The organism is Variovorax sp. 10N432 (assembly GCF_056394465.1).
On sequence record NZ_JBFTHX010000002.1, the window covers coordinates 71,880 to 94,079 of the forward strand.

General features: G+C 68.5%; 26 protein-coding genes and 1 pseudogene. 18 read left to right on the forward strand and 9 right to left on the reverse strand.

Annotation, left to right across the window (positions count from 1 at the left end; translation table 11 throughout):
* Window positions 1-606 (forward strand): hypothetical protein, encoded by a 606-nt coding sequence (locus AC1DF3_RS02550; protein WP_478138747.1) that lies wholly within the window; start codon window positions 1-3, stop codon window positions 604-606.
* Here the strand turns inward: AC1DF3_RS02550 and creC are convergent.
* Together creC and creB are read right to left on the reverse strand one after the other, a co-directional pair.
* Entirely contained in the window at window positions 600-2,039 is a 1,440-nt protein-coding gene (gene creC, locus AC1DF3_RS02555; RefSeq protein WP_478138748.1) for a two-component system sensor histidine kinase CreC, read from the reverse strand. The genes AC1DF3_RS02550 and creC overlap by 7 nt on opposite strands.
* A gap of 94 nt (window positions 2,040-2,133) precedes the next feature.
* Complete coding sequence (creB, locus tag AC1DF3_RS02560) at window positions 2,134-2,883, reverse strand: two-component system response regulator CreB (protein WP_286533170.1); 750 nt, start codon at window positions 2,881-2,883, stop codon at window positions 2,134-2,136.
* A gap of 153 nt (window positions 2,884-3,036) precedes the next feature.
* Between creB and AC1DF3_RS02565 the strand changes: the two genes are divergently transcribed.
* Entirely contained in the window at window positions 3,037-4,047 is a 1,011-nt protein-coding gene (locus AC1DF3_RS02565; protein WP_286533169.1) for a cupin-like domain-containing protein, read from the forward strand.
* Window positions 4,048-4,075: 28 nt separating this feature from the next.
* Here AC1DF3_RS02565 and AC1DF3_RS02570 read toward each other — a convergent pair whose 3' ends face one another.
* Window positions 4,076-4,270, reverse strand: coding sequence for a heavy-metal-associated domain-containing protein (locus AC1DF3_RS02570; RefSeq protein ID WP_286510471.1), 195 nt, complete (start codon window positions 4,268-4,270; stop codon window positions 4,076-4,078).
* Between the two features lie 119 nt (window positions 4,271-4,389).
* Between AC1DF3_RS02570 and AC1DF3_RS02575 the strand changes: the two genes are divergently transcribed.
* On the forward strand, window positions 4,390-5,079 hold the full coding sequence (locus AC1DF3_RS02575; RefSeq protein ID WP_286533168.1) for a response regulator transcription factor: 690 nt from the start codon (window positions 4,390-4,392) through the stop codon (window positions 5,077-5,079).
* Window positions 5,076-6,467, forward strand: a complete 1,392-nt coding sequence (locus AC1DF3_RS02580) for a sensor histidine kinase (protein WP_286533167.1) — start codon at window positions 5,076-5,078, stop codon at window positions 6,465-6,467. The genes AC1DF3_RS02575 and AC1DF3_RS02580 overlap by 4 nt, the downstream gene beginning before the upstream one ends.
* Here AC1DF3_RS02580 and AC1DF3_RS02585 read toward each other — a convergent pair.
* Window positions 6,449-7,552 (reverse strand): alkene reductase, encoded by a 1,104-nt coding sequence (locus tag AC1DF3_RS02585; protein ID WP_286533166.1) that lies wholly within the window; start codon window positions 7,550-7,552, stop codon window positions 6,449-6,451. The genes AC1DF3_RS02580 and AC1DF3_RS02585 overlap by 19 nt on opposite strands.
* A gap of 125 nt (window positions 7,553-7,677) precedes the next feature.
* On the opposite strand from AC1DF3_RS02585, the gene AC1DF3_RS02590 reads away from it, so the two are divergent.
* Complete coding sequence (locus AC1DF3_RS02590; protein WP_286533165.1) at window positions 7,678-8,889, forward strand: YbfB/YjiJ family MFS transporter; 1,212 nt, start codon at window positions 7,678-7,680, stop codon at window positions 8,887-8,889.
* A 12-nt stretch (window positions 8,890-8,901) separates the two neighbouring features.
* Here the strand turns inward: AC1DF3_RS02590 and gstA are convergent, their stop codons facing one another.
* Window positions 8,902-9,510, reverse strand: a complete 609-nt coding sequence (gstA, locus tag AC1DF3_RS02595) for a glutathione transferase GstA (protein ID WP_286533164.1) — start codon at window positions 9,508-9,510, stop codon at window positions 8,902-8,904.
* Between the two features lie 75 nt (window positions 9,511-9,585).
* On the opposite strand from gstA, the pseudogene AC1DF3_RS02600 reads away from it, so the two are divergent.
* The 10 genes and pseudogenes from AC1DF3_RS02600 to AC1DF3_RS02645 form a co-directional block, all read left to right on the forward strand.
* Window positions 9,586-9,657, forward strand: a pseudogene (locus AC1DF3_RS02600) (twin-arginine translocation signal domain-containing protein); the annotation flags it as partial.
* 45 nt (window positions 9,658-9,702) lie between these two features.
* A complete protein-coding gene (locus AC1DF3_RS02605) occupies window positions 9,703-9,888 on the forward strand; it encodes a DUF1328 family protein (protein ID WP_286510477.1) in 186 nt (61 codons plus the stop codon).
* Between the two features lie 10 nt (window positions 9,889-9,898).
* Complete coding sequence (locus AC1DF3_RS02610; RefSeq protein WP_286533163.1) at window positions 9,899-10,807, forward strand: transglutaminase-like domain-containing protein; 909 nt, start codon at window positions 9,899-9,901, stop codon at window positions 10,805-10,807.
* A gap of 160 nt (window positions 10,808-10,967) precedes the next feature.
* Entirely contained in the window at window positions 10,968-12,917 is a 1,950-nt protein-coding gene (gene mnmG, locus AC1DF3_RS02615) for a tRNA uridine-5-carboxymethylaminomethyl(34) synthesis enzyme MnmG (protein WP_478138749.1), read from the forward strand.
* Entirely contained in the window at window positions 12,914-13,552 is a 639-nt protein-coding gene (gene rsmG, locus AC1DF3_RS02620; RefSeq protein ID WP_286533161.1) for a 16S rRNA (guanine(527)-N(7))-methyltransferase RsmG, read from the forward strand. The genes mnmG and rsmG overlap by 4 nt, the downstream gene beginning before the upstream one ends.
* Before the next feature lie 60 nt (window positions 13,553-13,612).
* Window positions 13,613-14,227, forward strand: coding sequence for a LysE family transporter (locus tag AC1DF3_RS02625; protein WP_286529284.1), 615 nt, complete (start codon window positions 13,613-13,615; stop codon window positions 14,225-14,227).
* 1 nt (window position 14,228) lies between these two features.
* On the forward strand, window positions 14,229-15,086 hold the full coding sequence (locus tag AC1DF3_RS02630; RefSeq protein WP_286533160.1) for a ParA family protein: 858 nt from the start codon (window positions 14,229-14,231) through the stop codon (window positions 15,084-15,086).
* Entirely contained in the window at window positions 15,083-15,625 is a 543-nt protein-coding gene (locus AC1DF3_RS02635; protein ID WP_286533159.1) for an RBBP9/YdeN family alpha/beta hydrolase, read from the forward strand. Before AC1DF3_RS02630 ends, AC1DF3_RS02635 begins: the two co-directional genes overlap by 4 nt.
* Before the next feature lie 5 nt (window positions 15,626-15,630).
* The gene (locus tag AC1DF3_RS02640; RefSeq protein ID WP_286529290.1) at window positions 15,631-16,572 is read left to right on the forward strand and encodes a ParB/RepB/Spo0J family partition protein; all 942 of its coding nucleotides are present in this window, start codon (window positions 15,631-15,633) and stop codon (window positions 16,570-16,572) included.
* A gap of 106 nt (window positions 16,573-16,678) precedes the next feature.
* Window positions 16,679-17,581, forward strand: coding sequence for a CsgG/HfaB family protein (locus AC1DF3_RS02645; protein ID WP_286533158.1), 903 nt, complete (start codon window positions 16,679-16,681; stop codon window positions 17,579-17,581).
* A 193-nt stretch (window positions 17,582-17,774) separates the two neighbouring features.
* Here AC1DF3_RS02645 and AC1DF3_RS02650 read toward each other — a convergent pair whose 3' ends face one another.
* On the reverse strand, window positions 17,775-19,199 hold the full coding sequence (locus AC1DF3_RS02650) for an FAD-binding oxidoreductase (RefSeq protein ID WP_478138750.1): 1,425 nt from the start codon (window positions 19,197-19,199) through the stop codon (window positions 17,775-17,777).
* 69 nt (window positions 19,200-19,268) lie between these two features.
* Here AC1DF3_RS02650 and AC1DF3_RS02655 point away from each other — a divergent pair, with 69 nt between their 5' ends.
* The 3 genes from AC1DF3_RS02655 to AC1DF3_RS02665 all read left to right on the forward strand — a co-directional run bounded on the left by AC1DF3_RS02655 (window position 19,269) and on the right by AC1DF3_RS02665 (window position 20,724).
* Window positions 19,269-19,844 (forward strand): cob(I)yrinic acid a,c-diamide adenosyltransferase, encoded by a 576-nt coding sequence (locus AC1DF3_RS02655; protein WP_286533156.1) that lies wholly within the window; start codon window positions 19,269-19,271, stop codon window positions 19,842-19,844.
* Window positions 19,845-19,871: 27 nt separating this feature from the next.
* Window positions 19,872-20,186, forward strand: a complete 315-nt coding sequence (locus tag AC1DF3_RS02660; protein WP_478138751.1) for a hypothetical protein — start codon at window positions 19,872-19,874, stop codon at window positions 20,184-20,186.
* Between the two features lie 109 nt (window positions 20,187-20,295).
* A complete protein-coding gene (locus AC1DF3_RS02665) occupies window positions 20,296-20,724 on the forward strand; it encodes an RcnB family protein (RefSeq protein WP_478138752.1) in 429 nt (142 codons plus the stop codon).
* A 6-nt stretch (window positions 20,725-20,730) separates the two neighbouring features.
* Here the strand turns inward: AC1DF3_RS02665 and AC1DF3_RS02670 are convergent, their stop codons facing one another.
* From AC1DF3_RS02670 to azu, 3 genes are all read right to left on the reverse strand, one after another.
* Window positions 20,731-20,973, reverse strand: a complete 243-nt coding sequence (locus tag AC1DF3_RS02670; protein WP_286529301.1) for a hypothetical protein — start codon at window positions 20,971-20,973, stop codon at window positions 20,731-20,733.
* A gap of 117 nt (window positions 20,974-21,090) precedes the next feature.
* Entirely contained in the window at window positions 21,091-21,582 is a 492-nt protein-coding gene (locus tag AC1DF3_RS02675; protein WP_286533153.1) for a phasin family protein, read from the reverse strand.
* 74 nt (window positions 21,583-21,656) lie between these two features.
* Complete coding sequence (gene azu / locus AC1DF3_RS02680; protein ID WP_286529305.1) at window positions 21,657-22,109, reverse strand: azurin; 453 nt, start codon at window positions 22,107-22,109, stop codon at window positions 21,657-21,659.
* Window positions 22,110-22,200 lie beyond the last annotated feature (91 nt).

Sequence of the window (22,200 nt, forward strand, 5' to 3'; positions counted from 1 at the left end):
ATGGAAACTCTCACCCTGGTGACCCTGATCGTCATCGGCGCCTATCTCGTCAACTCGCAGCAGCAGCGCCGGCGCATCGCGCTGCTGGGCAGCCACCTCGGCCACTACCAGATCGAGAAGCTGATGGAGAACCTCACCGAAGGCTACCTGCGCTGTCTCGGCGAGGACGATCCCGACCGCCGGGCCCAGATCTGGGGCCTGCTCGACAGCACCGAGGCCAAGCTGTCGGCGCAGTTCGACAGCTTCGCGGCCGAATTCGCGCAGGTCGGCGAGAGCGAGGCGCGGGTCAGCAAGCTGCCGCTGGCGCTGCCCTTCGTTGCGCAGCTGCTGCCGGCCGCGACCTTCGATCTGCGCCAGGCCTTCGCGATCCATGCCCGCGGAATCGCCGGCGTGATGCGCAACGAAGCGCAGCGCTCGCCGAAGGCCAAGGCCTACATGATGTCGGCCGAACTGTTCCTGATGCAGCACAGCTGCCATTGGTATTGCAAGTCGAAGGCGGTGGCCTCGGCGCGGCTGTTGGCACGCCACAAGACCTCCCACGCGCAGGTGCTCGACGCCGTGAGCCCCGAGACCCGCAAGGCCTACGCGGCGCTCACCGGTCAGTGAAGTGACAGCAGCGGCAGCGTGAGCGTCGCCAGCGCGCCGCCGCGCGGCGCGTTCGCGAGTTCGACCCGGCCGCGATGCAGGGCGGCGATCTCTTTCACGAAGGCCAGCCCGAGCCCAGTGCTCTTCTTCTGGCTGTGGGGCCGGGCGAGCGAGTAGAACTTCTCGAAGACCTTGTCCTTCGCATAGTCCGGGATGCCCGGACCGCGGTCGCGCACGCTGACGGTGGCCCGGCGCGAACTGGCTTCCAGCGCCAGCAGCACCTCGGCGCCCGCGGGCGAGAAGTCGATCGCGTTGTCGAGCAGGTTGCTGATCGCGCGGCGCAGCAGGAAGGGGTCGCCTTCGACGCTGGCCTCGGCATGGATCGCGACCTGCACGCGCACTTCGCGCCGCGCGGCCGCGGCCTGGGCACCGGCAGCCACCTCGCGCAGCAGGGGCCCCAGCGCCACCGGCTCGCTGCGGTCCAGTGCACGCCGGGTCTCGAGGGCTGTGAGCTCCATCATGCGGTCGACGATCTCCTGGATGCGCTGGGTTTCGTGCGCAATGTTGCCGAGGAAGCGCTCACGCTCGGCCTGCGGCATCGACGGCTCCTGGATCAGCTCGGCGGCGCCGCGGATGGCCGACAGCGGGCTCTTGATCTCGTGCGTGAAGGTCTGCACGTAGTCGGCCACGTAGTTGCGGCCGGTGAAGGCGTCGCGCATCTCGCCCAGGCCGCTGCGCAGCGTGTCGGCGGCCCGGCGCAGCATGCGGCCCAGGCTCAGGCTGCGCTGGGCGCGCAGCCAGCCGACGTAGTCCGAGATCAGCCCGAAGGGACGCACCAGCCAGATCGAGACGATGACCGCGCCCACCAGCAGGGCCAGCGCCGAGCCGACGCCGACCCACAGCGTGCGGGCCCGCGCGTCCTCGACGAACTGGCCGAAGCTCTGCACCGGCTTGCCGACGCTGACCACACCGACGATCTCGCTGCCCCAGCGCACCGGCGCGCCCACGTACATCACCGAACTCAGCGGATCGCCGGCGATGTCGCGCGTGGTGCGCGCGCCGTAGGTGCCCGCCAGCGAGCGGCTGACGTCGCTCCAGCGCGAGAAGTCGGCGCCCAGGTTGCGGCCCTGCGAATCGAACAGCACCCGGCCGTTGCGGTCGGTCACGTACATCCGCAGTTCCACGTGGCGCTTGTGCAGGTTGTAGATCTGGGCCGAGAACTGGCGGGCATAGACCGAGCGGAACAGGGGCTCGAGCCGCGCGGTGTTGATCGCCCCGGCGATCACGTCCTGCTCGACCAGGCTGGCCATCAGCTGCGAGGCCTCGACCAGCGATTCTTCCGCCGACTCGCGATAGCGCGGGTCGATGTCGATCACCACGCGGTAGAGCAGGAAGGCGATGCCCGCCGTGTAGATCAGCAGAATGCCGAGAAAGATGCGGGTCCGGCTGGTCACGGCATGGCCCCCACGCTCCCCCACTGCGTGTGGGTCGCTGCCCCCCGAGGGGGCCGCAGGCCGCCTTGGGAGCGGCCCGGCGCCGGCCTGGTACTCATGGAGCAGGCGGCAGTTCTTCGTTCAGCGCATAGCCGGTGCCGCGCAGCGTGCGGATCGGATCGACCTCGGGCGCGATCGCCTTGAGCTTGGCACGCAGCGTCTTCACGTGCGCGTCCACGGTGCGGTCGAAGCTGTCGCTGGCCTCGTCCCAGACCAGCCGCAGCAGGTCGTCGCGGGTGTAGACCCGCCCGGGCCGCTGCACCAGCAGCCGCAGCACGCCGTACTCGTAGCGCGAGAGTTCGAGCAGGCGGCCGTAGTAGCGGATCTGCATGCGTTCGAGGTCGAGCGCGAACGGCGTCGCGGGCGCGGCCGGGGCGGGGGCCGGCGCCGGGGAGGTGGCCGCCGCCGGCACTCCCTGGGCGCCGCGGCCGCTGCGGCGCAGGATCGTCCGCACCCGCGCCACCAGCTCGCGCGGCGAAAAGGGCTTGGCGATGTAGTCGTCGGCGCCGAGTTCCAGGCCGACCACGCGGTCGATCTCGTCGCTGCGTGCGGTCAGGAACAGCATCGGCACCTGCGCCCCGCCGGGCAGGGCCTGCAGCCGCTTGAACAGCTCGAAGCCGTTCATGTCGGGCAGTCCGACGTCGAGGATCGCGAGCGCCGGCGGCTCGGCCGTGAATTGCGCGATGGCCTGGGCGGCCGTGGCGCACCAGACCGGGACGAAGCCGTCGGTGCGCAGTACGTACTGCAGGGTGTCGGCGATGCCGGACTCGTCTTCGGCGATCAGGATCCGCGGGTTGGAGAGCATGCGGCGATGGTAGCCAGCCGGGGCGCCGGTGCGGCGCTGGTCTCTGAAGTTTGGCCGTATGACGAACGAACACTATGCAACCGCACTCACTTTTTGTAGTATGTAAGTATGCAAGTACAAAATCTCACAGATTCTGCTTCTGCTGCTCCGCCGGTGACTGCCAGCCGCGGGCGCACGGCTGCGCCCTGGCTGCCGATCGAGCGGGTGGATGGCAATTCGCTGAGTTACGACGACTTCCTCGCCCGCTACATGCACGGGAACCGGCCGGTCGTGATCTCGAATGTCGGCAAGGGCTGGGCGGCCATGCGCACCTGGACGCCGGAGTACTTCAAGCAGCGCTTCGGCAGCAAGCCGGTCGCCATCGGCTACGAGCGGAACATGCCCTTCGACCGCTTCATCGACGAGGTGATCGCCTCCAGCGCGGAGAACCCCGGCCCCTACATGTACCGCTCGTTCCTGCACGAAGTGTTGCCGGAACTGCTGCCGGACGTGGTGCCGCAGAACAAGTTCGCCTTCCCGCGCCGCTTCTCTAGCCCGCTGATGCCGGAGAAATGGCGCCGCCCGGACGGCTACCTGAAATTGCTGATCGGCGGTGTCGGCAGCAAGTTTCCGGTGATGCATTTCGACGGCGAGAACGCCCACGCCCAGATCACCCAGATCTATGGCGACAAGGAATTCGTGGTTTTTCCGCCCACCGACACGCCCTATTTGTATCCGCGGGTGGCGTTCCCCAATCATTCGACCGTCGACGACCCGGTGATGCAGAACCGCGAGCGTTTTCCGCTGCTCGCCAAGGCGACGCTCTACCGGACCGTGCTCAAGCCCGGGGACATGATCTTCGTGCCGGCGCGCTGGTGGCATGCCGCGCGGGCGCTGTCGACCTCGATCTCGGTCTGCACCAACATGCTGGACCCGTCGAACTGGCAGGGCTTCCAGGACGAGGTGGCCGCCGAGGAGGCGAAGAAGTCGCCGGAAGCCGGTGCCCGGCTGGGCGGCCAGCTGGCGCGCATCGACCGGATCCTGACCCGGCTCGAGCGCTTCCAGAAGGAATCGCCCGCCCTGGCGCGGGCCCTGGTGCTGCCGGCCAAGCTCGCACCGCTGACCGCCGAGGCGGCGCCGGACCCGTCCCGGCGACAGCTGCGCATCCGCATCCCGACCTCCTGAGCATTCCCGGGCCGGGACGGCCGCCGGGCTACTGCGCCCGGTAGCCGGCGTTCTCGATCGCGACGATGATGTCCTGCCGAGGGTGCTGGCTGACGACGTCGACATGCCCGGTCTCGAGGTCGACCGTGACCTGCGCGCTGGGATCGATCGTCTGGACCGCGTTCTGCACCACGCCGGCGCAGTGGCCGCAACTCATGCCCGTGACCTGGAACTTCTGGCTCATCGTGATGGCTCCTTCATGTGGTTGAAGCGCGAGTTTGAACCTTTCCCCCATGTCAATGTCCAGTGAGGGGGCGCTTCCTGCGGTACAAACAGCAAGTTTTTTCACTTCACTACCCACCCATGCGAATCCTTCTGGTCGAAGACGATGAGGTCCTGCGCGGCGTGATGCTGCGCAGCCTGGGTGACGCGGGCCACCGCGTCGACGTGGCGGCCAACGTAGAGGACGCCGACCACCTGTGGCGGGTGCAGACCTTCGATGCCGTGCTGCTCGACCTGAACCTGCCGGCGACCTCCAGCCCGACCAGCGGCCTCGCGAGCGGCCTTGCGGCCTTGCGCCAGGCGCGGGCCCGCGGCGACCGCACCCCGGTTCTGGTGTTGACCGCCCGCGACCGCACCGACGAGCGCATCGCCGGCCTGGACGCCGGTGCCGACGACTACCTCGGCAAGCCCTTCGACCTGGCGGAGGTCGAAGCCCGGCTGCGGGCGCTGGTGCGCCGGGCCCAGGGCACCGAGGACATCGCGCTGCTCGGACAGCTGCGTCTCGACCGGCGGGCGCGCCGCTTCGCCGTCGGGGGCGTGCCGCTGGACCTGCCGGCGCGCGAGTTCGAGGTGCTGTGGGAGCTGATGAGCCCGCCCGGGCGCACGGTCAGCAAGCGCGAGCTGTCCGACAAGCTCTCGACCTTCGACGAATCGCTCGGCGACAACGCGCTCGAGGCCTTCATTTCTCGGCTGCGCAAGAAGCTGGTCGCCAGCGGTGCCGCCATTCGCACGCTGCGCGGCATCGGCTACCTGATGGAAGCCGAGACGTGAGCGGCGGCGCGGCGGCCGCGCCCTCGCTCATCGCGCGGGTGCTGCGTCGCGTGCTGCTGCCGCTGGGCCTGACATGGCTGCTGGGCACCGCGGTGGCGCTGGTCGTCGCCAGCTATTTCGCCGAGCAGGCCTTCGACCGCGCGATGCTGGACGACGCCTATTCGGTGTCGGCCAACGTGCGGGCCGGCGAGCGCGGCGTCGAGCTTCTGCTGTCGCCGCGCGAGATGAACAACCTGCTGTTCGACCAGGCGGAGACGGTCTACTTCGCGGTGCTGCGGCCCGATGGCTCGCTGCTGGCCGGCGACGCCGGCCTCCGTGCGCCGGCGCCGCAGGACGGCGCACGCCACCGCTTCTCGCGCATCGACTACCAGGGCCAGGCGTTGCGGGCGGTGGTGCTCAACCAGGAAGAGCCGCTCGCCTATCGGGTCGTCATCGCGCAGACCACGCGCGGGCGCGCCTCGCTGGTCGAGAAGCTGCTGGCGTATTCGCTGGCGCCTCAACTGGTGCTGCTGGCGCTGCTGGCGGCCTGGATCTGGCGCGGCATCGATCGCGAGCTGCACCCGCTGGGCGACCTGCGGCGCACGCTGGAGCGCCGCGATGCCCATGACCTGGCGCCGGTGCCGGTGGCTCGCAGTTCGCGCGAGCTCGAGCAGCTCGGCGACACGCTCAACGCGCTGTTCGAGCGTCTGGCACGCAGCGCCTCCGCGCAGCGCGAGTTCGCGGGCAATGTCGCGCACGAGCTGCGCACGCCCCTGGCGGGCATCCGTGCACTGGCCGACTACGGCCTGGCGCAGCGCGATCCGGCGGCCTGGCGCGAACAGCTGCAGCAGATCCTCGCCAGCCAGGTACGGGCCAGCCACCTGGTCGACCAGCTGCTGGCGCTGGCGCTGGCGGACGAGGGCCATACCCGGCTGCAGCGCGAGCCCCTGCGGCTGGACCAGCTGGGGCAGCAGGCGGTGCTGCGGCACCTGGCGCGCGCCGATGCCCAGGGCGTCGATCTCGGCGGTCTCGGACTCGAGGAAGGGGTCACGGTGGCTGCCAATGCGGCGCTGGTCGAGGGCATCCTCGACAACCTGATCGACAACGCGCTGCGCTACGGCGGCCATACCATCACCGTGGAACTGTCGGGCCGCACGCTGAGCGTGGTCGATGACGGCCCGGGCATCGCGCCCGATGCCCAGCCCGACCTGCTGCAGCGCTGGGCACAGGGCCCGGCTGGCCAGAAACTCGGCCAGGGCGCCGGGCTGGGCCTGGCGATCGTGGCCCGCTACGCGAAGCTGCTCGGCGCCGAGCTGAGCTTCGCGCGGGCCTCCGACGAGGGCGGGCTGCGCGTCAGCGTGGCTTTCGCCGCCGACGCGCAGGCGGCCGTTCAGGCCAGGGCCGGGTAGTCGGTGTAGCCGGCTTCGCCGCCGCCGTAAAAGGTGTTCTTGTCCCACGGATTCAGCGGCGCCCCTTCGCGCAAGCGACGCACCAGGTCCGGGTTCGAGATGAAGGGCCGGCCGAAGGCGACCAGGTCGTCGCCTTCCTTGAGCGCTTCTTCGGCCAGCGGCTTGTCATAGCCGTTGTTGACCATCCAGGCGCCCTTGCCGCCGGCCGCGCGGTAGGCGGCCTTCAGCGCCTCGTAGTCGAAGGGCCGGTCGTCCAGTTCGCGCGGGCCGCCGGTGGCGCCCTCGATGACGTGGATGTAGGCCAGGCCGAGCGGTGCCAGCTGGCGGACCACGTAGTCGAACAGCGGTTGCGGGTCGGCGTCGTGGACGTCGTTGGCCGGCGTCACCGGCGACAGGCGGATGCCGGTGCGGCCACCGCCCACCGCGTCGACCACCGCGCGCGTGGCCTCCAGCAGCAGGCGGGCGCGGTTGGGGATGCTGCCGCCGTAGTCGTCGCTTCGCTGGTTGCTGCCGGTCTTCAGGAACTGGTCGAGCAGGTAGCCGTTGGCGCCATGGATCTCGACACCGTCGAAGCCGGCGGTCTCGACCGCGTTGCGCGCCGCGGCGGCATAGGCGTGCACGATGCCGGGCAGCTCGGCCGCATCGAGTGCGCGCGGCTCGGAGGTCTCGACGAAGGTCGGCACGCCGTCCTTGATCAGCACGGTCTTGGTCTTGGCGGTGATCGCGGAGGGGGCGACCGGCTGGCCGTTGTCGGGCTGCAGCTCGGTGTGCGAGACGCGCCCGACGTGCCACAGCTGGACCACGATCTTGCCGCCCTCGGCGTGCACCGCATCGGTGACGCGCTTCCAGGCGTCGAGCTGGTCGGTGCCGTAGAGGCCCGGCACGTCGGCATAGCCCTGGCCTTGCTGGCTGATCGCGGTGGCTTCGGTGATCAGCAGGCCGGCGGAGGCGCGCTGCGCATAGTAGGTGGCGGTGATGTCGCGCGGCACGGCATTGGGGGCCCGGTTGCGCGTCAGCGGCGCCATCACGATGCGGTTGTCGAGCGCCAGATCGCCTGCCTGGACGGGATCGAAGAGAGAGGACATGAACGGAGTGCCTGTTGTTGAAGATGAGGGAAGAGAACGCGCAAGGGTAAACCCCGAATCGCAACCCTGCTGTCGCACGGTTGTCCTGTTGGTGCTAGTCACTGCCGCAGAATGGGCGGATCCGCATGCCTTCGACGCCCGCCTCGCTCACGCCCGCCCAAGCACTCCGTCTCGCATTGGCGCTGTCGCTGGGGGCAGCCGTCTCGCTCGGCATCACCCGCTTCGCCTATGGCCTGCTGCTGCCACCGATGCGCGCGGACCTGGGATGGAGCTATGCACTGGCCGGCGGCATGAACACCGCCAATGCCGCCGGCTACCTGCTGGGTGCGCTGCTGACGCCGGCGCTGATGCGGCGCTTCGGCGCGGTGCGGCTGCTGGTCGGCGGTGCGGTCGCGGCCAGTCTCTTCATGGCGGCCAGCGGCTTCGTCGTTTCGGCGCCGGCGCTCTTGCTGCAGCGCCTGCTGGCCGGCCTGGCCAGTGCCTGGGTGTTCGTTTCAGGCGGCCTGCTCGCGGCCCGGCTCGGCAGCGCGCAGCCGTCGCGCGCGGGCTTGTTGCTGGGGCTCTACTACGGCGGCACCGGCTTCGGCATCACGCTGTCTGCGCTGCTGGTGCCCGCGGTGCTGCAGGCCGCGGCCGGGGCACCGCATGGCTGGGCCTGGGCCTGGTGGGCGCTGGCGCTGGCCAGCGTCGCGGCCACCGCGGTGCTGGCGTTCGCGGTGCGCGCGTTGCCGGGGGAGGGTGCCGTTGCCGCAGCGCCGACACCGGCGCCCGCGGCGGGCCGGCCGGCCTGGCCGATCCGGCGCTTCGGCTGGGCGTTGGCGGGCTATGCGCTGTTCGGTGCCGGCTACATCGGCTACATGACCTTCGTCATCGCGCTGCTGCGCGAGCAGGGCGCGAGCCCCGGCGACATCACGCTGTTCTACGCCTTGCTGGGCGTCGCCTGCGTGGCGTCGGCCCGCCTGTGGGCCGGCCTGCTCGACCGCTTCCGCGGCGGCGGCCCGCAGGCACTGCTGAACGCGCTGCTCGGGGTGGCGACCCTGCTGCCGGTGCTCAGTCCGGCCTGGCCCGTGACGCTGGCCTCGGGCCTGATGTTCGGTGCCGTCTTCCTGTCGGTCGTGGCGTCGACGACGGCGCTGGTGCGGCACAACCTGCCGGCCGCGCAATGGGCGGCCGGCATCAGCGCGTTCACGATCGTCTTCGCGCTCGGCCAGATCGTCGGCCCGACCGTGACCGGCTGGATCTCCGACGGCCGCGGCGGCCTCGCCGGCGGCCTGGTCGCGTCGGCCCTCGCATTGTGGGCCGGCGCCTTGCTGGCGTGGCGTCAACGGCCCGCTTGAGGCCTCAACGGATTACTTTGTGAGGCCTTCTGCCTTCAAGGCTTCCTGGACCGCGGGGCGGGCGGCGACCCGCGCGTGCCAGGCGCTGAGCTTCGGCAGGTCGGCGATGTCGACGCCGGTGGGCTTGGCCCAGTTGGTGACCGCGAACAGGTAGCCGTCGGCGACGCTGAAGGTGTCGCCCATCAGGTAGTCCTTGTCGGCCAGCTGGCTGTCGAGCCATTCATAGCGCGAGCGCAGCTTGGTCTTGGAGATGGCCTTGCCTTCTTCAGGCATGCCCGGATTGAACAGCGGCGAGAAGCTCTTGTGGATCTCGGTGCCGATGAAGGTCAGCCATTCCTGCAGCCGGTAGCGCGGCATCGTGCCGTTGGCCGGCGCCAGGTTTTTGGTCGGCGCCAGGTCGGCGATGTACTGCAAGATGGCCGGGCCTTCGCGCAGGCGGGTGCCGTCGTCGAGTTCGAGCATCGGCACGTAGCCCAGCGGGTTGATGCCGTAGTAGTCGGTGCCATCCTGCAGCTTGTGGCTTTTGGTGCTGGCGAGAACCGGTTCGAAGGCGAGGCCCGCTTCGCGCAGGGCGATGTGGGGCGACAGCGAGCAGGCGCCCGGCGAGTAGTACAGCTTCATTCGAAAAACTCCAGTGAATAGGCGAAATGCGTTTTTGACGCGTTCTTGACGACGCGACAGCGATGCTAAGCGGTTTCACGGCGCGCGTTTTTGTCCTACGGTGCCTTGGGCGCCGCGACTATGGGGCCTTCGCGCGCGGGTTCCTAAGCTTGCGGGCACCGCGACGGGGTCCGTCGTTCAAGGAGTCCACTCATGTTGAAGTACGCCATTGTCTTCGCCGTCATCTCGTTGATCGCCGGTGCCCTGGGGTTCGGCGGCGTGGCGGCCGGCGCGGCCGGCATCGCCAAGGTGCTGTTCGGGCTGTTCCTGGTGCTCGCGGTCGTCTTCCTCGTGCTGGCCGCCCTCGGCGTGGGCGCGGTGAAGAAAGCCCTGGACTGAGCGCCTGCCCATGCACTTCTCCCACATCGATGCGCTGCTCGAATACGAGGTCGCCGCACCTTCGCACCTGCTGTTCAACATCGAGGCCGCGCGCAGCGGCGCGCAGGCGCTGATCAGCGAAGACCTGGTCATCGAGCCCGCGGTGCCGCTGCAGGCCTTCTGCGACGAAGGCAGCGGCAACCGCTTCGTGCGCTTCGATGCGGCGCCCGGGCCGCTCAGGATCCGCTACAAGGCCCACGTGCAGCGCGCCTGGGCGGAGGTCCCGACCGACCTGGCGGAAGTGCCGGTCAACGAGGTGCCGAACGAGATCCTCCACTACCTCATGCCGAGCCGCTACTGCGAGTCGGACCTGATGTCGCGCTGTGCGCTCCAGCTGTTCGGCGACCTGCCGCCGGGCATCGGGCGCGTGCAGGCGATCGTGGACTGGATCCACGACAGCATCACCTACGAGCCGGGCAGCAGCGACTCGACCACCACGGCGCGCGAGGTCTTCGTCCAGCGTGCCGGGGTTTGCCGCGACTTTGCCCATCTCGGCATCACCTTCTGCCGGGCGCTGAACATCCCGGCCCGGCTGGTGGTGGGCTATGTCTGGTTCGACGAGCCGCCGCAGGACTTCCATGCGGTGTTCGAGGCCTGGCTGGGCGGGCAATGGGTGCTGTTCGATGCGACGCGGATGGCGCCGGTCGACCGGCTGGTGCGCGTCGGCACCGGGCGGGATGCCAAGGATGTGGCTTTCTGCACCCTCTTCGGCCCCGTGACCATGACGGCCAAGACGCTGAGCGTGCACGAACTTCAGGATGAGCGCCAGGCTGCGCCGGTCGAGCCGCGTCCGAGCGGTCAGATCGTGGGCATCGAAAAGCCGGTGGCGCTGCCGACGCAGGAACTGGCGTCGGCGCACGAGGTCAGCGCCATCGATTGAGTTCCAGATGCTATCAAAATGATAGCATCGGATCCAATGCCGGTGGCCATCGGCGCCCGGCATCGGGACGACCGCCTTACCCTCACGACTGCACGGAAGTGCGTCGGCGATTAAAATCACCGCCCCTTCCCGAGCGCGCACGCGTGGTGCGCCCCATCCCATGCTGTACCCCGAAGAATTCGATGTGATCGTCGTCGGCGGCGGCCATGCCGGCACTGAAGCCGCGCTGGCCTCCGCCCGCATGGGCGCTCGCACCTTGCTGCTGACCCACAACATCGAGACCCTGGGCCAGATGAGCTGCAACCCCTCGATCGGCGGCATCGGCAAGGGGCATCTCGTGAAGGAAGTCGACGCACTCGGCGGCGCGATGGGGATCGCGACGGACGAAGGCGGAATCCAGTTCCGGATCCTCAATTCGAGCAAGGGGCCCGCGGTTCGGGCGACCCGGGCGCAGGCCGATCGCATCCTGTACAAGGCGGCGATTCGCCGCCGGCTCGAGAACCAGCCGAATCTGTCGTTGTTTCAGCAGGCGGTCGACGACCTCATGATCGAGGGCGATCGGGTTGTGGGCGCCATCACGCAGGTGGGCATCGCCTTCCGGGCGCGGGCGGTGGTGCTCACGGCGGGCACCTTCCTGGACGGGCGCATCCATGTGGGTCTCGACAACTACCAGGCTGGCCGGGCAGGGGACCCGCCGGCGGTCAGCCTGTCGGCCCGGCTCAAGGAACTCAAGCTGCCCCAGGGGCGCCTGAAGACCGGCACGCCGCCGCGGCTCGATGGCCGGACCATCGATTTCTCGAAGTGCGCCGAGCAGCCCGGGGACGGGATGCCGGGCGGCGCCGGCCCGATGCCGGTGTTCAGCTTCATGGGCCGGGCGGAGATGCATCCGCAGCAGGTGCCTTGCTGGATCACCAACACCAACGCCCGTACCCACGACATCATCCGTTCGGGATTCGATCGCAGCCCGATGTTCACGGGCAAGATCGACGGCATCGGCCCGCGCTATTGCCCGAGCGTGGAGGACAAGATCAACCGCTTCGCCGACAAGGAAAGCCACCAGATCTTCCTCGAACCCGAAGGGCTGACCACCCACGAGTTCTACCCCAACGGGATCTCGACCAGCCTGCCCTTCGACATCCAGTACCAGCTGGTGCGCTCGATGGCGGGCCTCGAGAACGCGTACATCCTGCGTCCCGGCTACGCCATCGAATACGACTACTTCGATCCCCGCGAACTCAAGAGCAATTTCGAGACGCGCGCGATCCAGGGCTTGTTCTTCGCTGGGCAGATCAACGGCACGACGGGCTATGAAGAAGCGGCAGCCCAGGGGCTGTTCGCGGGCATCAATGCGGCCCTGCAATGCCGGGGCGAAGCCGCGTGGCTGCCGCGGCGCGACGAGGCCTACCTGGGCGTCCTGGTCGACGACCTGATCACCAAGGGCGTGACCGAGCCCTATCGCATGTTCACGAGCCGGGCCGAATTCCGGTTGCAGCTGCGCGAGGACAACGCCGACATGCGCCTGACCGAGGCGGGTCGCAAGCTTGGCCTGGTCGACGATGCGCGCTGGGACGCCTTCTCCCGCAAGCGCGACGTTGTTTCACGTGAAACAGAGCGGCTGCGTTCGATCTGGGTCAATCCGCGGAACCTGCCGGCTGCCGAGTCGGAGCGGGTGCTGGGCAAGGCGATCGACCACGAATACAACCTCGGCGACCTGCTGCGCCGCCCGAACGTCAGCTACGCCTCGCTGATGTCGCTGGACGGCGGAAAGTACAGCGCGCCCGAGGCTCCGGGTGCGGTCGAAATCGAGCAGATCGAGATTGCGGCCAAGTATTCGGGCTACATCGACCGCCAGCATGACGAGGTCGAGCGCGCCGCTCATTTCGAGAACCTCAAGCTGCCCGAGACCTTCGATTACGGCCAGGTCAAGGCGCTGAGCTTCGAGGTGCGGCAGAAGCTGGCCAAGCACCGGCCCGAGACGCTGGGCATGGCCTCGCGCATTTCCGGTGTCACGCCGGCAGCCATCTCGCTGCTGATGATCCATCTTCGAAAGGGCGGGCACCAGGCGTTCGCCCGCGACACGCTCGAAGCAGAAATCCCGGCCGCCGAATGAGCCAGGAGCAACTGCTGCGCGAAGGCTCGGCCGCGCTGGGCCTGGCGCTGACCGACGTTCAATGCGAGCGCCTGCTGGCCTACGGCGCACTGATCCTCAAGTGGAACAAGGTCTACAACCTGACCGCGCTGCGCGATCCGGCGACGGTGCTGACGCACCATCTGCTCGACAGCCTGTCCGTGATCGCACCGTTGCGTCGCGAGTGTCCAGGCGCCGCGAATTTGCTGGACGTTGGCGCCGGCGCGGGGCTGCCCGGGGTGGTCATCGCCATCCTGCGCGACGACGTCCAGGTCACTTGCCTCGATGCCGTGGCCAAGAAGGCGGCCTTCGTCCAGCAGGTGGCGTCGGAGCTCCGGTTGAAGAATCTGCGCGGGCTGCACGCCCGGGTAGAGGCGCTGCAAGGCAGCTATGAGCTGATCAGCTCTCGCGCATTCGCCTCGCTGGCGGATTTTGTCTCGGGCTCGCAACACCTGCTGGCGCCGCACGGCAAGTGGATGGCCATGAAGGGCAGGGCGCCGGATGACGAAATCGCCCAGCTTCCGGCCAGCTGTGAGGTGTTTCACGTGGAACAACTCACGGTTCCGGGGCTGGACGCCGAGCGTTGCATCGTCTGGATGCGAAAACCCGGCGTCTGATCGACGCTCCGCGCGTCGACCTCGCTTAGACTCGACGCACTCCCCATTGAGGTACTTTGCATGTTCGGCATCGCTGATTACGGCGCGTTCGTCGCGGCCATCGTTCTATTTCTCGCGATTCCCGGGCCTGGCAACCTCGCGCTGATCACGTCGACGGGCAAAGGCGGCATCCGCGGCGGCTTGGCCGCCACTTTCGGGGTGATCGCGGGCGACCAGGTGCTGATGTGGGCCGCCGTGGCCGGCGTCGCCGCACTGTTGACCGCCTATCCGGCCGCATTCAGTGCCGTCCAATGGCTCGGCGCCGGTTACCTGGCCTGGCTGGGCCTGAAGATGATCCGGGCCAAGCCCGGCGCGGCCCCGATCCTGAACATACGGCCGAGGCAGTACTTCCAGCAGGCCGTGACCATCACCTTGCTGAATCCCAAGGCCATCGTCTTCTACATGGCTTTCTTCCCGCTTTTCATCGATCCCAGCCGCCACCAAGGCCTGGCCACCTTCGGGGCGATGGCCGCCACGATCGCTTTCCTGACCTTCATGTACGGACTGATCGTGACCTTGCTGACCTATTTCCTGGCCGAGCGCCTGCGCGCCAATCCCAAGGTTTCGGGTGCACTGGGCAAGTTGGCGGGCGTGTTCCTGATCGCCTTCGGCTTCAAACTGGCCATCTCTCGCTGACATGGCAAAGATTTTCTGCATAGCGAACCAGAAGGGCGGCGTCGGCAAGACCACGACCACGGTGAACCTGGCGGCCGGCTTGGCCAAGGTCGGGCAGCGGGTCCTGATGATCGACCTCGATCCGCAGGGCAACGCCACCATGGGCTCGGGTGTCGACAAGCGCCAGTTGGAGACCACGGTGTACGACGTGCTGCTCGAATCGGCGTCGGTCGCCGAGGCCCGGGTTCGGTCCGAAGCCTGCGGCTACGACATCCTCGGCGCCAACCGCGAGCTGGCCGGTGCCGAGGTCGAGATGGTGGCGCTCGACCGGCGCGAGAAACGCCTGCGCACCGCCCTGGCCGCGGTCGGCGCCGAATACGACTACATCCTGATCGATTGCCCGCCGAGCCTCAGCCTGCTGACCCTCAACGGACTGTGTGCCGCCCACGGCGTGATCGTGCCGATGCAGTGCGAGTACTTCGCGCTCGAGGGGCTGACCGACCTGGTCAACACGATCAAGCAGGTGCACGCGAACCTCAACAAGAACCTCCAGATCATCGGCTTGCTGCGGGTGATGTTCGACCCGCGCATCACCCTGCAGCAGCAGGTGAGCGAGCAACTGAAGGCGCATTTCGGGGACAAGGTGTTCGACACCGTGATCCCGCGCAACGTGCGCTTGGCCGAAGCGCCGAGCTACGGCCTGCCGGGGGTGGTCTTCGATCCGCCGGCCAAGGGCAGCCTGGCCTTCGTCGCCTTTGCCCAGGAGCTGGTGGACAAGATGCCGCCGGCCAGCGCGATGGCATCGGAGGCCGCAAGCCCGCCCGTGCCCGCCCCGATGGACGCACCGCCGGTGGCGGTCCAACTGCCGGACAGCCTTTGACCGCCCCCAGGATCCTGCTGCTGCCCGGCTGGCAGAACAGCGACGAGGCCCACTGGCAGAGCCGCTGGGAAGCGCTCCATGGCGATCACCGGGTCGAGCAGCACGACTGGATGCGGCCGCTGCGGGGCGACTGGAGCGCCCGGCTCGAAGAAGAGGTGCTGGCCGCCCCGGGTCCAGTGGTGCTGGTCGCGCACAGCCTGGGCTGCATCCTGGTGGCCGCCTGGGCCGCGCACTCGGGCCATACGGCCAAGGTGCGGGCCGCGTTGCTGGTGGCGCCCGGCGACCTGGAACGCGACGACCTGCGCCAGATGATTCCCGGCTGGGCGCCGATCGTGCGCCAGCCGCTGCCATTTCCTTCGCTCATGATCGCCGGCCAGGACGACCCGTACTGCGAGGCCGCGCGTTCGCGCCAGATGGCGCGCGACTGGGGCGCACGCTTCGTCGATGCCGGCGCCCGCGGCCACATCAACGGCGAATCCGGCCTGGGCGACTGGCCCGAAGGCCGCGCACTGCTGAACCAACTACTGAAAGACCAATGACCTCCATGGCCACCAAAAAACCAAAGGGCCTCGGCCGCGGCCTCGAGGCCCTGCTGGGCCCGACCTTCAACGGTTCGGACACCGCGGTCAACGACGACTCGGTGGTACCGAATCCGACCACCTTGCAGCTCGACCAGATGGTGCCTGGCGTCTACCAGCCACGCACGCGGATGGACGAGGGCGCGCTCTACGAGCTGGCCGAGAGCATCAAGGCGCAGGGCATCATGCAGCCGATCCTGGTGCGCCGGCTCGACAGCGATGCGGCGCGCGAGAAGAAGGCCGAGTTCGAGATCATCGCGGGCGAGCGGCGCTTCCGTGCCGCCGGGCTGGCCGGCCTGGAAAGCGTGCCGGTACTGGTACGCGACGTGCCCGACGAGGCGGCCGCCGCCATGTCGCTGATCGAGAACATCCAGCGCGAAGACCTCAATCCGCTCGAAGAGGCCCAAGGCCTGCAAAGGCTGGTGCAAGAGTTTGGGCTTACTCACGAGTCCGCCGCACAGGCCGTGGGGCGTTCGCGCAGTGCGGCCAGCAACCTGCTGCGCCTGCTCAACCTGGCCGAGCCCGCCCAGGCCATGCTGATGGCCGGCGACATCGACATGGGGCATGCGCGCGCGCTGCTGTCGCTCGACAAGGGCACGCAGATCACCGCGGCCAACCAGATCGCGGCCAAGAAGATGTCGGTGCGCGAAGCCGAAGCGCTGGTCAAGAAACTGGCGGCCGAGTTCAGTCTCTCGCCGTCGCCCCGGCGCGGCGCCGCCGAGAAGTCGCGCGACCTGCTTCGGGTCGAGGAGGAGCTGGCCGACCTGCTGGCGGCCGAAGTCGAAGTCCGCATCAAGAAGCGCACCCGGCGCGGCGGCAAGGTGGAGGAGAGCGGCGAACTGGCGATCCACTTCGGCTCGCTCGACGCGCTCAACGGCCTCATCGACCGCATCCGCCAAACGGCCTAGCTCGCCGCCCGGCGTCCCTTGCTTCTGGTTGAATTGATTTCAACCAGTTACCCGTCCTATGCTCCCGCTACAACTTTTAAATCAAAAGTTCTAAGAGGGGAATCACATGGGACAACGCATATCACCATGGGCCGCCATGGCCGCGGCTGCGATGCTGCTCGCGGGCTGCGAAACCACCGACATGCAGATGGGCAGCCAGAGCGCCAAGACGGTGGCCACCGGCAGCGCTGCGGGCAGTGCCAGCGCCAACACCAGCAGCGCGCTCGAGAAATGCGCCTCGCCGCTGGGCACGGTGTCGCTGATCGAGAACCAGTCGGCCGGCTGGTACACGATTCTGCGCAACGAGTACAAGCTGCCGCCGACGTCCAACCTGCTGCGGCTGCTGATCCAGCAGTCGAACTGCTTCGTGGTGGTCGAGCGCGGCGCGGCCGGCATGAACGCCATGTCGCGCGAGCGCCAGTTGTCGCAATCGGGTGAGATGCGTCAGGGCAGCAACTTCGGCGGCGGCCAGATGGTGGCCTCCGACTACGGCATGTCGCCCGAGATCGTCTTCAGCAACCAGAACGCGGGCGGCATGGGCGGCGCGCTGGGCGGCCTGGTCGGCGGCCGCTACAGCGGCGTGCTGTCCGCGGTCGGCGGCAGCATGCAGACCAAGGAGGCCAGCGCGATGCTGACCTTGATCGACAACCGGTCGGGGGTGCAGGTCGCGGCGTCGGAGGGCAGCGCCTCGAAGACCGACTTCGGCGCCTTCGGCTCGGTGTTCGGCGGCAGCGCCGGCGGCGCGCTGGGCGGCTACACCAACACGGCCCAGGGCAAGGTGATCAGCGCCGCCTTCATGGACGCGTTCAACCAGATGGTCATCTCGCTGCGCAACTACAAGGCGCAGACGGTGCAGGGCCAGGGGCTGGGCGGCGGCGGCCGGCTCGGGGTAGACGGCGCGGCGCCGCCGTCGCAGACCTCGGCGCCGCAACCCGCGCCGGCTCGCCGCGGGAGCAGCACGCAGAAATAGGGGCAACGCTCAGGGTGAGAAAAACCCCGGTCGCTCTGGCGAGTGGCCGGGGTTTTTCATGGGGGCTCGATTTCGAGAAGGGCTGGATCTGAAGAAGATTTGATCAGTTGAGGACAGAGCAAAAACTGCTGCGCAGTTTGTTGGTCTGTCCCGCAAGGTCTTCAAGAAGTTTCTTGGTCTGTCCCGCAAGGTCTCACAAGTTAAAGATCTTCCCCGGATTCATGATGTTCTTCGGGTCGAGCGCGCGCTTGATGGTGCGCATCATGTCGATCGCGCCGGCACCCGCTTCGGTCACCAGGAAGTCCATCTTGTGCAGCCCGACGCCGTGCTCGCCGGTGCAGGTGCCCTCGAGCGCCAGGGCGCGCGAGACCAGCGCATGGTTGAGCTTCTCGGCGGTCACGCGCTCCTCGGGCAGGTTGGGGTCGAGCAGGTAGCCGAAGTGGAAGTTGCCGTCGCCGACATGGCCGACCAGGAAGTAGGGGATGCCGCTGGCATCGGCCTCGGCCACCGACTCGAGCAGGCAGTCGGCCAGCCGCGAGATCGGCACGCAGGTGTCGGTCGAGATCACGCGGCAGCCGGGGCGCGACTGCACCGCCGCGAAGTAGCTGTTGTGGCGCGCGGTCCAGAGGCGGGTTCGCTCCTCGGGCGTGCTGGCCCACTCGAAGGCCTTGCCGCCGTGGCCGCTGGCGAGTTCCTGCACCGTCTCGGCCTGTTCCTTGACGCCGGCCGGCGAGCCGTGGAACTCCATCAGCAGCATCGGCTCCTCGCGCAGGCCGAGCTTGGCGTAGGCGTTCACCATGCGCACCGTGTTGACGTCGATCAGCTCGACCCGCGCGATCGGCACGCCGAGCTGGATGATCTCGATGGTGGTGCGCACCGCCGCCTCGATGCTCGGGAACGAGCAGATCGCGGCCGACACCGCCTCGGGCAGCGGGTAGATGCGCAAGGTGACTTCGGTGATCACGCCGAGCGTGCCCTCGCTGCCGACGATGAGCCGGGTCAGGTCGTAGCCGGCCGAGGACTTCTTGGCCCGGGTCCCGGTGCGGATCACTTCGCCGCTGGCCGTGACGACCTCGAGCGCCAGCACGTTCTCGCGCATGGTGCCGTAGCGGACCGCGTTGGTGCCGCTGGCGCGGGTGGCCGCCATGCCGCCGATCGAGGCATCGGCGCCAGGGTCGATCGGGAAGAAGAGGCCGGTGCTCTTGATCTCGTCGTTGAGCTGCTTGCGCGTGACGCCGGGCTGCACGGTCACCGTGAGGTCGTCGGCGTTGATCGACAGCACGCGATTCATGCGGCTGACGTCGATGCTGATGCCGCCCTGCACCGCCAGCAGGTGGCCTTCGAGCGAGGAGCCGACGCCGAACGGGATGACCGGCACGCTGTGCGCGCTGGCCAGCGCGACCGTGTCGGCCACGTCCTGCGTGCTCTCGGCGAAGACCACGGCCGAGGGCGGCGGTGCGTCGAAGGAGGACTCGTCGCGGCCGTGCTGCGTGCGCACCGCCAGCGCGGTCGAGCAGCGCTCGCCGAAGCGGGCCTTCAGCGACTCGATGAGGGCGTCGGGCACCGCGCGCAGCGCGATCTCGGGCGTGAGATGGGAGGGGGCGGTGGGCGCATTCATCGGGGCGGTCTCCTGAAGGGTCTAACATTCTACGAACCGCTCCTTCAACCCGCACCAGAGACCACACCCATGGGCAACCGCCTGACACAGATCGCGACGCGCACCGGCGACGACGGCAGCACCGGCCTCGGCGACAACACCCGCGTCCCCAAGGACCACCTGCGCGTGCACGCGATGGGCGACGTCGACGAGCTCAATTCGCAGATCGGCGTGCTGCTCTGCGAGCCGATGCCGGCCGCGGTGCGCGAATTGCTGGTCGACGTGCAGCACCAGCTGTTCAACCTCGGCGGCGAGCTGTCGATGCCGGGCTACACGCTGCTCAAGGCCGAGGCCCTGCTGCAGCTCGACAATGCGCTGGCCGAGCACAACGCGACCCTGCCGCGGCTGGCTGAATTCATCCTGCCCGCTGGCACCCGCGCCGCCTCGCTGGCCCATGTCTGCCGCACCGTCGCCCGGCGCGCCGAACGCGCGGTGGTGGCGCTGGGCGCACAGCAGGAGATCAACGCCGCGCTGCGCCACTACCTCAACCGCCTGAGCGACCTGCTGTTCGTGCTCGCGCGCGTGCTCAACCGGGTCGATGGCGGCGACGACGTCTACTGGAAGAGCGAACGCATGGCGCGCGCCGCGGCCGAGCCCCAGGATTGAATGCGAGACGAAAAGGAGATCGAACCCATGTTCCTCACGAGCAAATCCCGCATGCGCACCGCAGGCGCCGCCCTGGCCTTGCTGGGCGCCGTCGCGCTGGTGCCGCTGTCCGCACAAGGCGCCGAGAGCAAGGTGCTGAACGGCATCGAGCGCGGCAGCGACGCCGCGGGCCGCGGCATCGAGCGCGGCGCCCATGCGACCCGGCAAGGCGTCGACCACACGGCCGAGCGCGCCAGCGCGCCGGTGCGCCGCTGGGGCGAGGCCCTGGGCCGCAAGATCACGCCCGCCGGCAGCCACAAGCCGGCCGCGCCGGCCGTCGGGCCTCAAGGCAACTCGCCCTGAATCCGACCCGGCTTTACCTTGCTTCACGTGGCGCGTACATGCGAGCGCCAAGCGCGACACCTGCGGCTTCCACACTGGACTCCTCATCAACGCAGAAGGAGTTCCGACAATGATCAAGTCCAAGAGCATGGCAGCTGCCGCCGCAGCGCTCGCGATGTGCATGGCGGGAAGCGCCTTCGCGCAGGATTCGCGCTTCGATCGCGGACCCGACCGCAATGACCGGGCACAGCCCGGCTATCGCGCCGACGCCCGTCCCGACTACCGTCCCGGTCCCGACTACCGTCGCGACTACCGAGGTGCCTACCGTCCGGGTCCGGACCGATTCGATCATCGCGCGTATCCGAATCCGCACGCCGAATGGCGCCGCGGCGGGCGCATGCCGAGCGAGTACCGCGGCCGCCAGTATGTCGTGAACGACTGGCGCGGGCACCGGCTGCAGCAGCCGCCGCGCGGCTACCAGTGGATGGGAGTGGGTGGCGACTTCGTGCTGGCCGCAGTGGCGACGGGGCTGATCGCCCAGATCGTCATCGGCCAGTGACCGGGCTCAGGCGGTTGGCGTGAGCTGGGCGCAGACATTGCGCCCGGTGATCGTGAGCCGCAGCCCGCCGCCGTGCCATTCGAGCCAGTTGAGCCGCACGTAGGCATCGATGTCGTTGTCGTCGATCCGGTCTGCCTGATGGTTCTGCAGATGGTCGACCGTGGCGGGCAGGGCCTGCCGCAGCCGCTCGCGCGCTGCGGCCTCGTTGGCGGCCCGTTCCGAAATGCGCGTCTGAGAATTCGATGCCATGCTGGTTCGTTCCAATCGCTGAGGAATCGCACCAATGTACGCTTCCTGCGGCGCCAGTCACGGACCTATTTCTCGTTATTGCGCAGGACAATGCAGATCGAGCCCCGCGGGGCGGTGTTACTTGCGCGGCTGCAACAGCTTGCTGACCTCGTCGACGTTCGAGCGGATGCGCTCGCGCACCACCTCGAAGGCGTCGGACTGCGACTTGGCCGCCATTTCGGACAGCTCGCGGATGTCGTCCAGCGCCTGCTTGAAGGCCGCCTTGCCCATGGCGTCGAGCTTGGCGAAGCCCTCGCGCGGGTCCTTGGCCGAGAGCCCCTTCATGGTCCCCTGCCATTCCTCGATCGAGGTCTTGAGCATCTCGGTCTGGCGCTGCACCACGGCCTGCAGCCCCTCGTAGGACTTCTCGTTGGCCTTGACCAGCGCCTGCAGGTCCTTGCGCCCGCTCTCGACGATCGCCCCCGCGGCGCCCGCCAGCGGCAGGTTCTGCAGTCGCTCCGCCATGCCCTTGAGCGGCTTGACGAAGGCTTCCTGGACGTCGGCCGGCGTGGGGATGCCGGTCGAACGCGTCTTCTTCGCGGCGGTGGTGCTCGACTTGCTGGTGGCCATGTGCGGTGTCTCCGGATTTGAAGGTTGGGGTCGCCACGATACGCCCAGAAGGGCGTTTCATGAAAGCCCTTCGCTCACTTGACCAGCTTGAGCGTCCCCTTCATCAGCGTGGAATGGCCGGGGAAGGAACAGAAGTAGGTGTAGCTGCCGTCGGCGGCCAGCTTGGCCGGGGCGAAGCTCACGCTGTCGCTCTCGCCGCCGCCGACGATCTTGGTGTGGGCCACGACGCGGGCGTCCCCGGCCTTGACGTAGTTCTGGGGCAGGCCGGCGGCGATGCCGTCGGCGGCGACCGCCTGCACGTCGGCGGTCTTGGCCAGCACCCAGTTGTGGCCCATGGCCTGCTTGGGCATCTTGCCGCTGTGCTTGAGCTTGACCGTGAACTCCTTGCAGGACTGGCTGACCTCGATGGCGGGCTTGTTGAACTGCATCGCGTCGTTGCCTTCGATCTCGACGGTGCAGTCGGCGGCGAGGGCGGGGACGGAGGCGAAGGCCAGCACGGCGAGGGCGGCGAGACGATGGCGAAGCATGGGGGAGGTTCTCCAGAAATAAATGGCGCGCGCGATGGTGCGCGTCGACGACCCGATTGTGATGACTCGCCGCCGAGGTCGCGTGACCTGG

Bases quoted from the DNA above. Each gene is read 5' to 3' on its own strand.
- AC1DF3_RS02645 (WP_286533158.1), top strand. From the start codon at position 16,679: ATGGGACAACGCATATCACCATGGGCCGCCATGGCCGCGGCTGCGATG.
- azu (WP_286529305.1), bottom strand. From the start codon at position 22,109: ATGCTTCGCCATCGTCTCGCCGCCCTCGCCGTGCTGGCCTTCGCCTCC.
- rsmG (WP_286533161.1), top strand. From the start codon at position 12,914: ATGAGCCAGGAGCAACTGCTGCGCGAAGGCTCGGCCGCGCTGGGCCTG.
- AC1DF3_RS02640 (WP_286529290.1), top strand. From the start codon at position 15,631: ATGGCCACCAAAAAACCAAAGGGCCTCGGCCGCGGCCTCGAGGCCCTG.
- mnmG (WP_478138749.1), top strand. From the start codon at position 10,968: ATGCTGTACCCCGAAGAATTCGATGTGATCGTCGTCGGCGGCGGCCAT.
- AC1DF3_RS02670 (WP_286529301.1), bottom strand. From the start codon at position 20,973: ATGGCATCGAATTCTCAGACGCGCATTTCGGAACGGGCCGCCAACGAG.
- AC1DF3_RS02630 (WP_286533160.1), top strand. From the start codon at position 14,229: ATGGCAAAGATTTTCTGCATAGCGAACCAGAAGGGCGGCGTCGGCAAG.
- AC1DF3_RS02575 (WP_286533168.1), top strand. From the start codon at position 4,390: ATGCGAATCCTTCTGGTCGAAGACGATGAGGTCCTGCGCGGCGTGATG.
- AC1DF3_RS02550 (WP_478138747.1), top strand. From the start codon at position 1: ATGGAAACTCTCACCCTGGTGACCCTGATCGTCATCGGCGCCTATCTC.
- gstA (WP_286533164.1), bottom strand. From the start codon at position 9,510: ATGAAGCTGTACTACTCGCCGGGCGCCTGCTCGCTGTCGCCCCACATC.
- AC1DF3_RS02625 (WP_286529284.1), top strand. From the start codon at position 13,613: ATGTTCGGCATCGCTGATTACGGCGCGTTCGTCGCGGCCATCGTTCTA.
- AC1DF3_RS02610 (WP_286533163.1), top strand. From the start codon at position 9,899: ATGCACTTCTCCCACATCGATGCGCTGCTCGAATACGAGGTCGCCGCA.
- AC1DF3_RS02570 (WP_286510471.1), bottom strand. From the start codon at position 4,270: ATGAGCCAGAAGTTCCAGGTCACGGGCATGAGTTGCGGCCACTGCGCC.
- AC1DF3_RS02590 (WP_286533165.1), top strand. From the start codon at position 7,678: ATGCCTTCGACGCCCGCCTCGCTCACGCCCGCCCAAGCACTCCGTCTC.
- AC1DF3_RS02660 (WP_478138751.1), top strand. From the start codon at position 19,872: ATGTTCCTCACGAGCAAATCCCGCATGCGCACCGCAGGCGCCGCCCTG.
- AC1DF3_RS02650 (WP_478138750.1), bottom strand. From the start codon at position 19,199: ATGAATGCGCCCACCGCCCCCTCCCATCTCACGCCCGAGATCGCGCTG.
- AC1DF3_RS02605 (WP_286510477.1), top strand. From the start codon at position 9,703: ATGTTGAAGTACGCCATTGTCTTCGCCGTCATCTCGTTGATCGCCGGT.
- AC1DF3_RS02655 (WP_286533156.1), top strand. From the start codon at position 19,269: ATGGGCAACCGCCTGACACAGATCGCGACGCGCACCGGCGACGACGGC.
- AC1DF3_RS02675 (WP_286533153.1), bottom strand. From the start codon at position 21,582: ATGGCCACCAGCAAGTCGAGCACCACCGCCGCGAAGAAGACGCGTTCG.
- AC1DF3_RS02665 (WP_478138752.1), top strand. From the start codon at position 20,296: ATGATCAAGTCCAAGAGCATGGCAGCTGCCGCCGCAGCGCTCGCGATG.
- creB (WP_286533170.1), bottom strand. From the start codon at position 2,883: ATGCTCTCCAACCCGCGGATCCTGATCGCCGAAGACGAGTCCGGCATC.
- AC1DF3_RS02585 (WP_286533166.1), bottom strand. From the start codon at position 7,552: ATGTCCTCTCTCTTCGATCCCGTCCAGGCAGGCGATCTGGCGCTCGAC.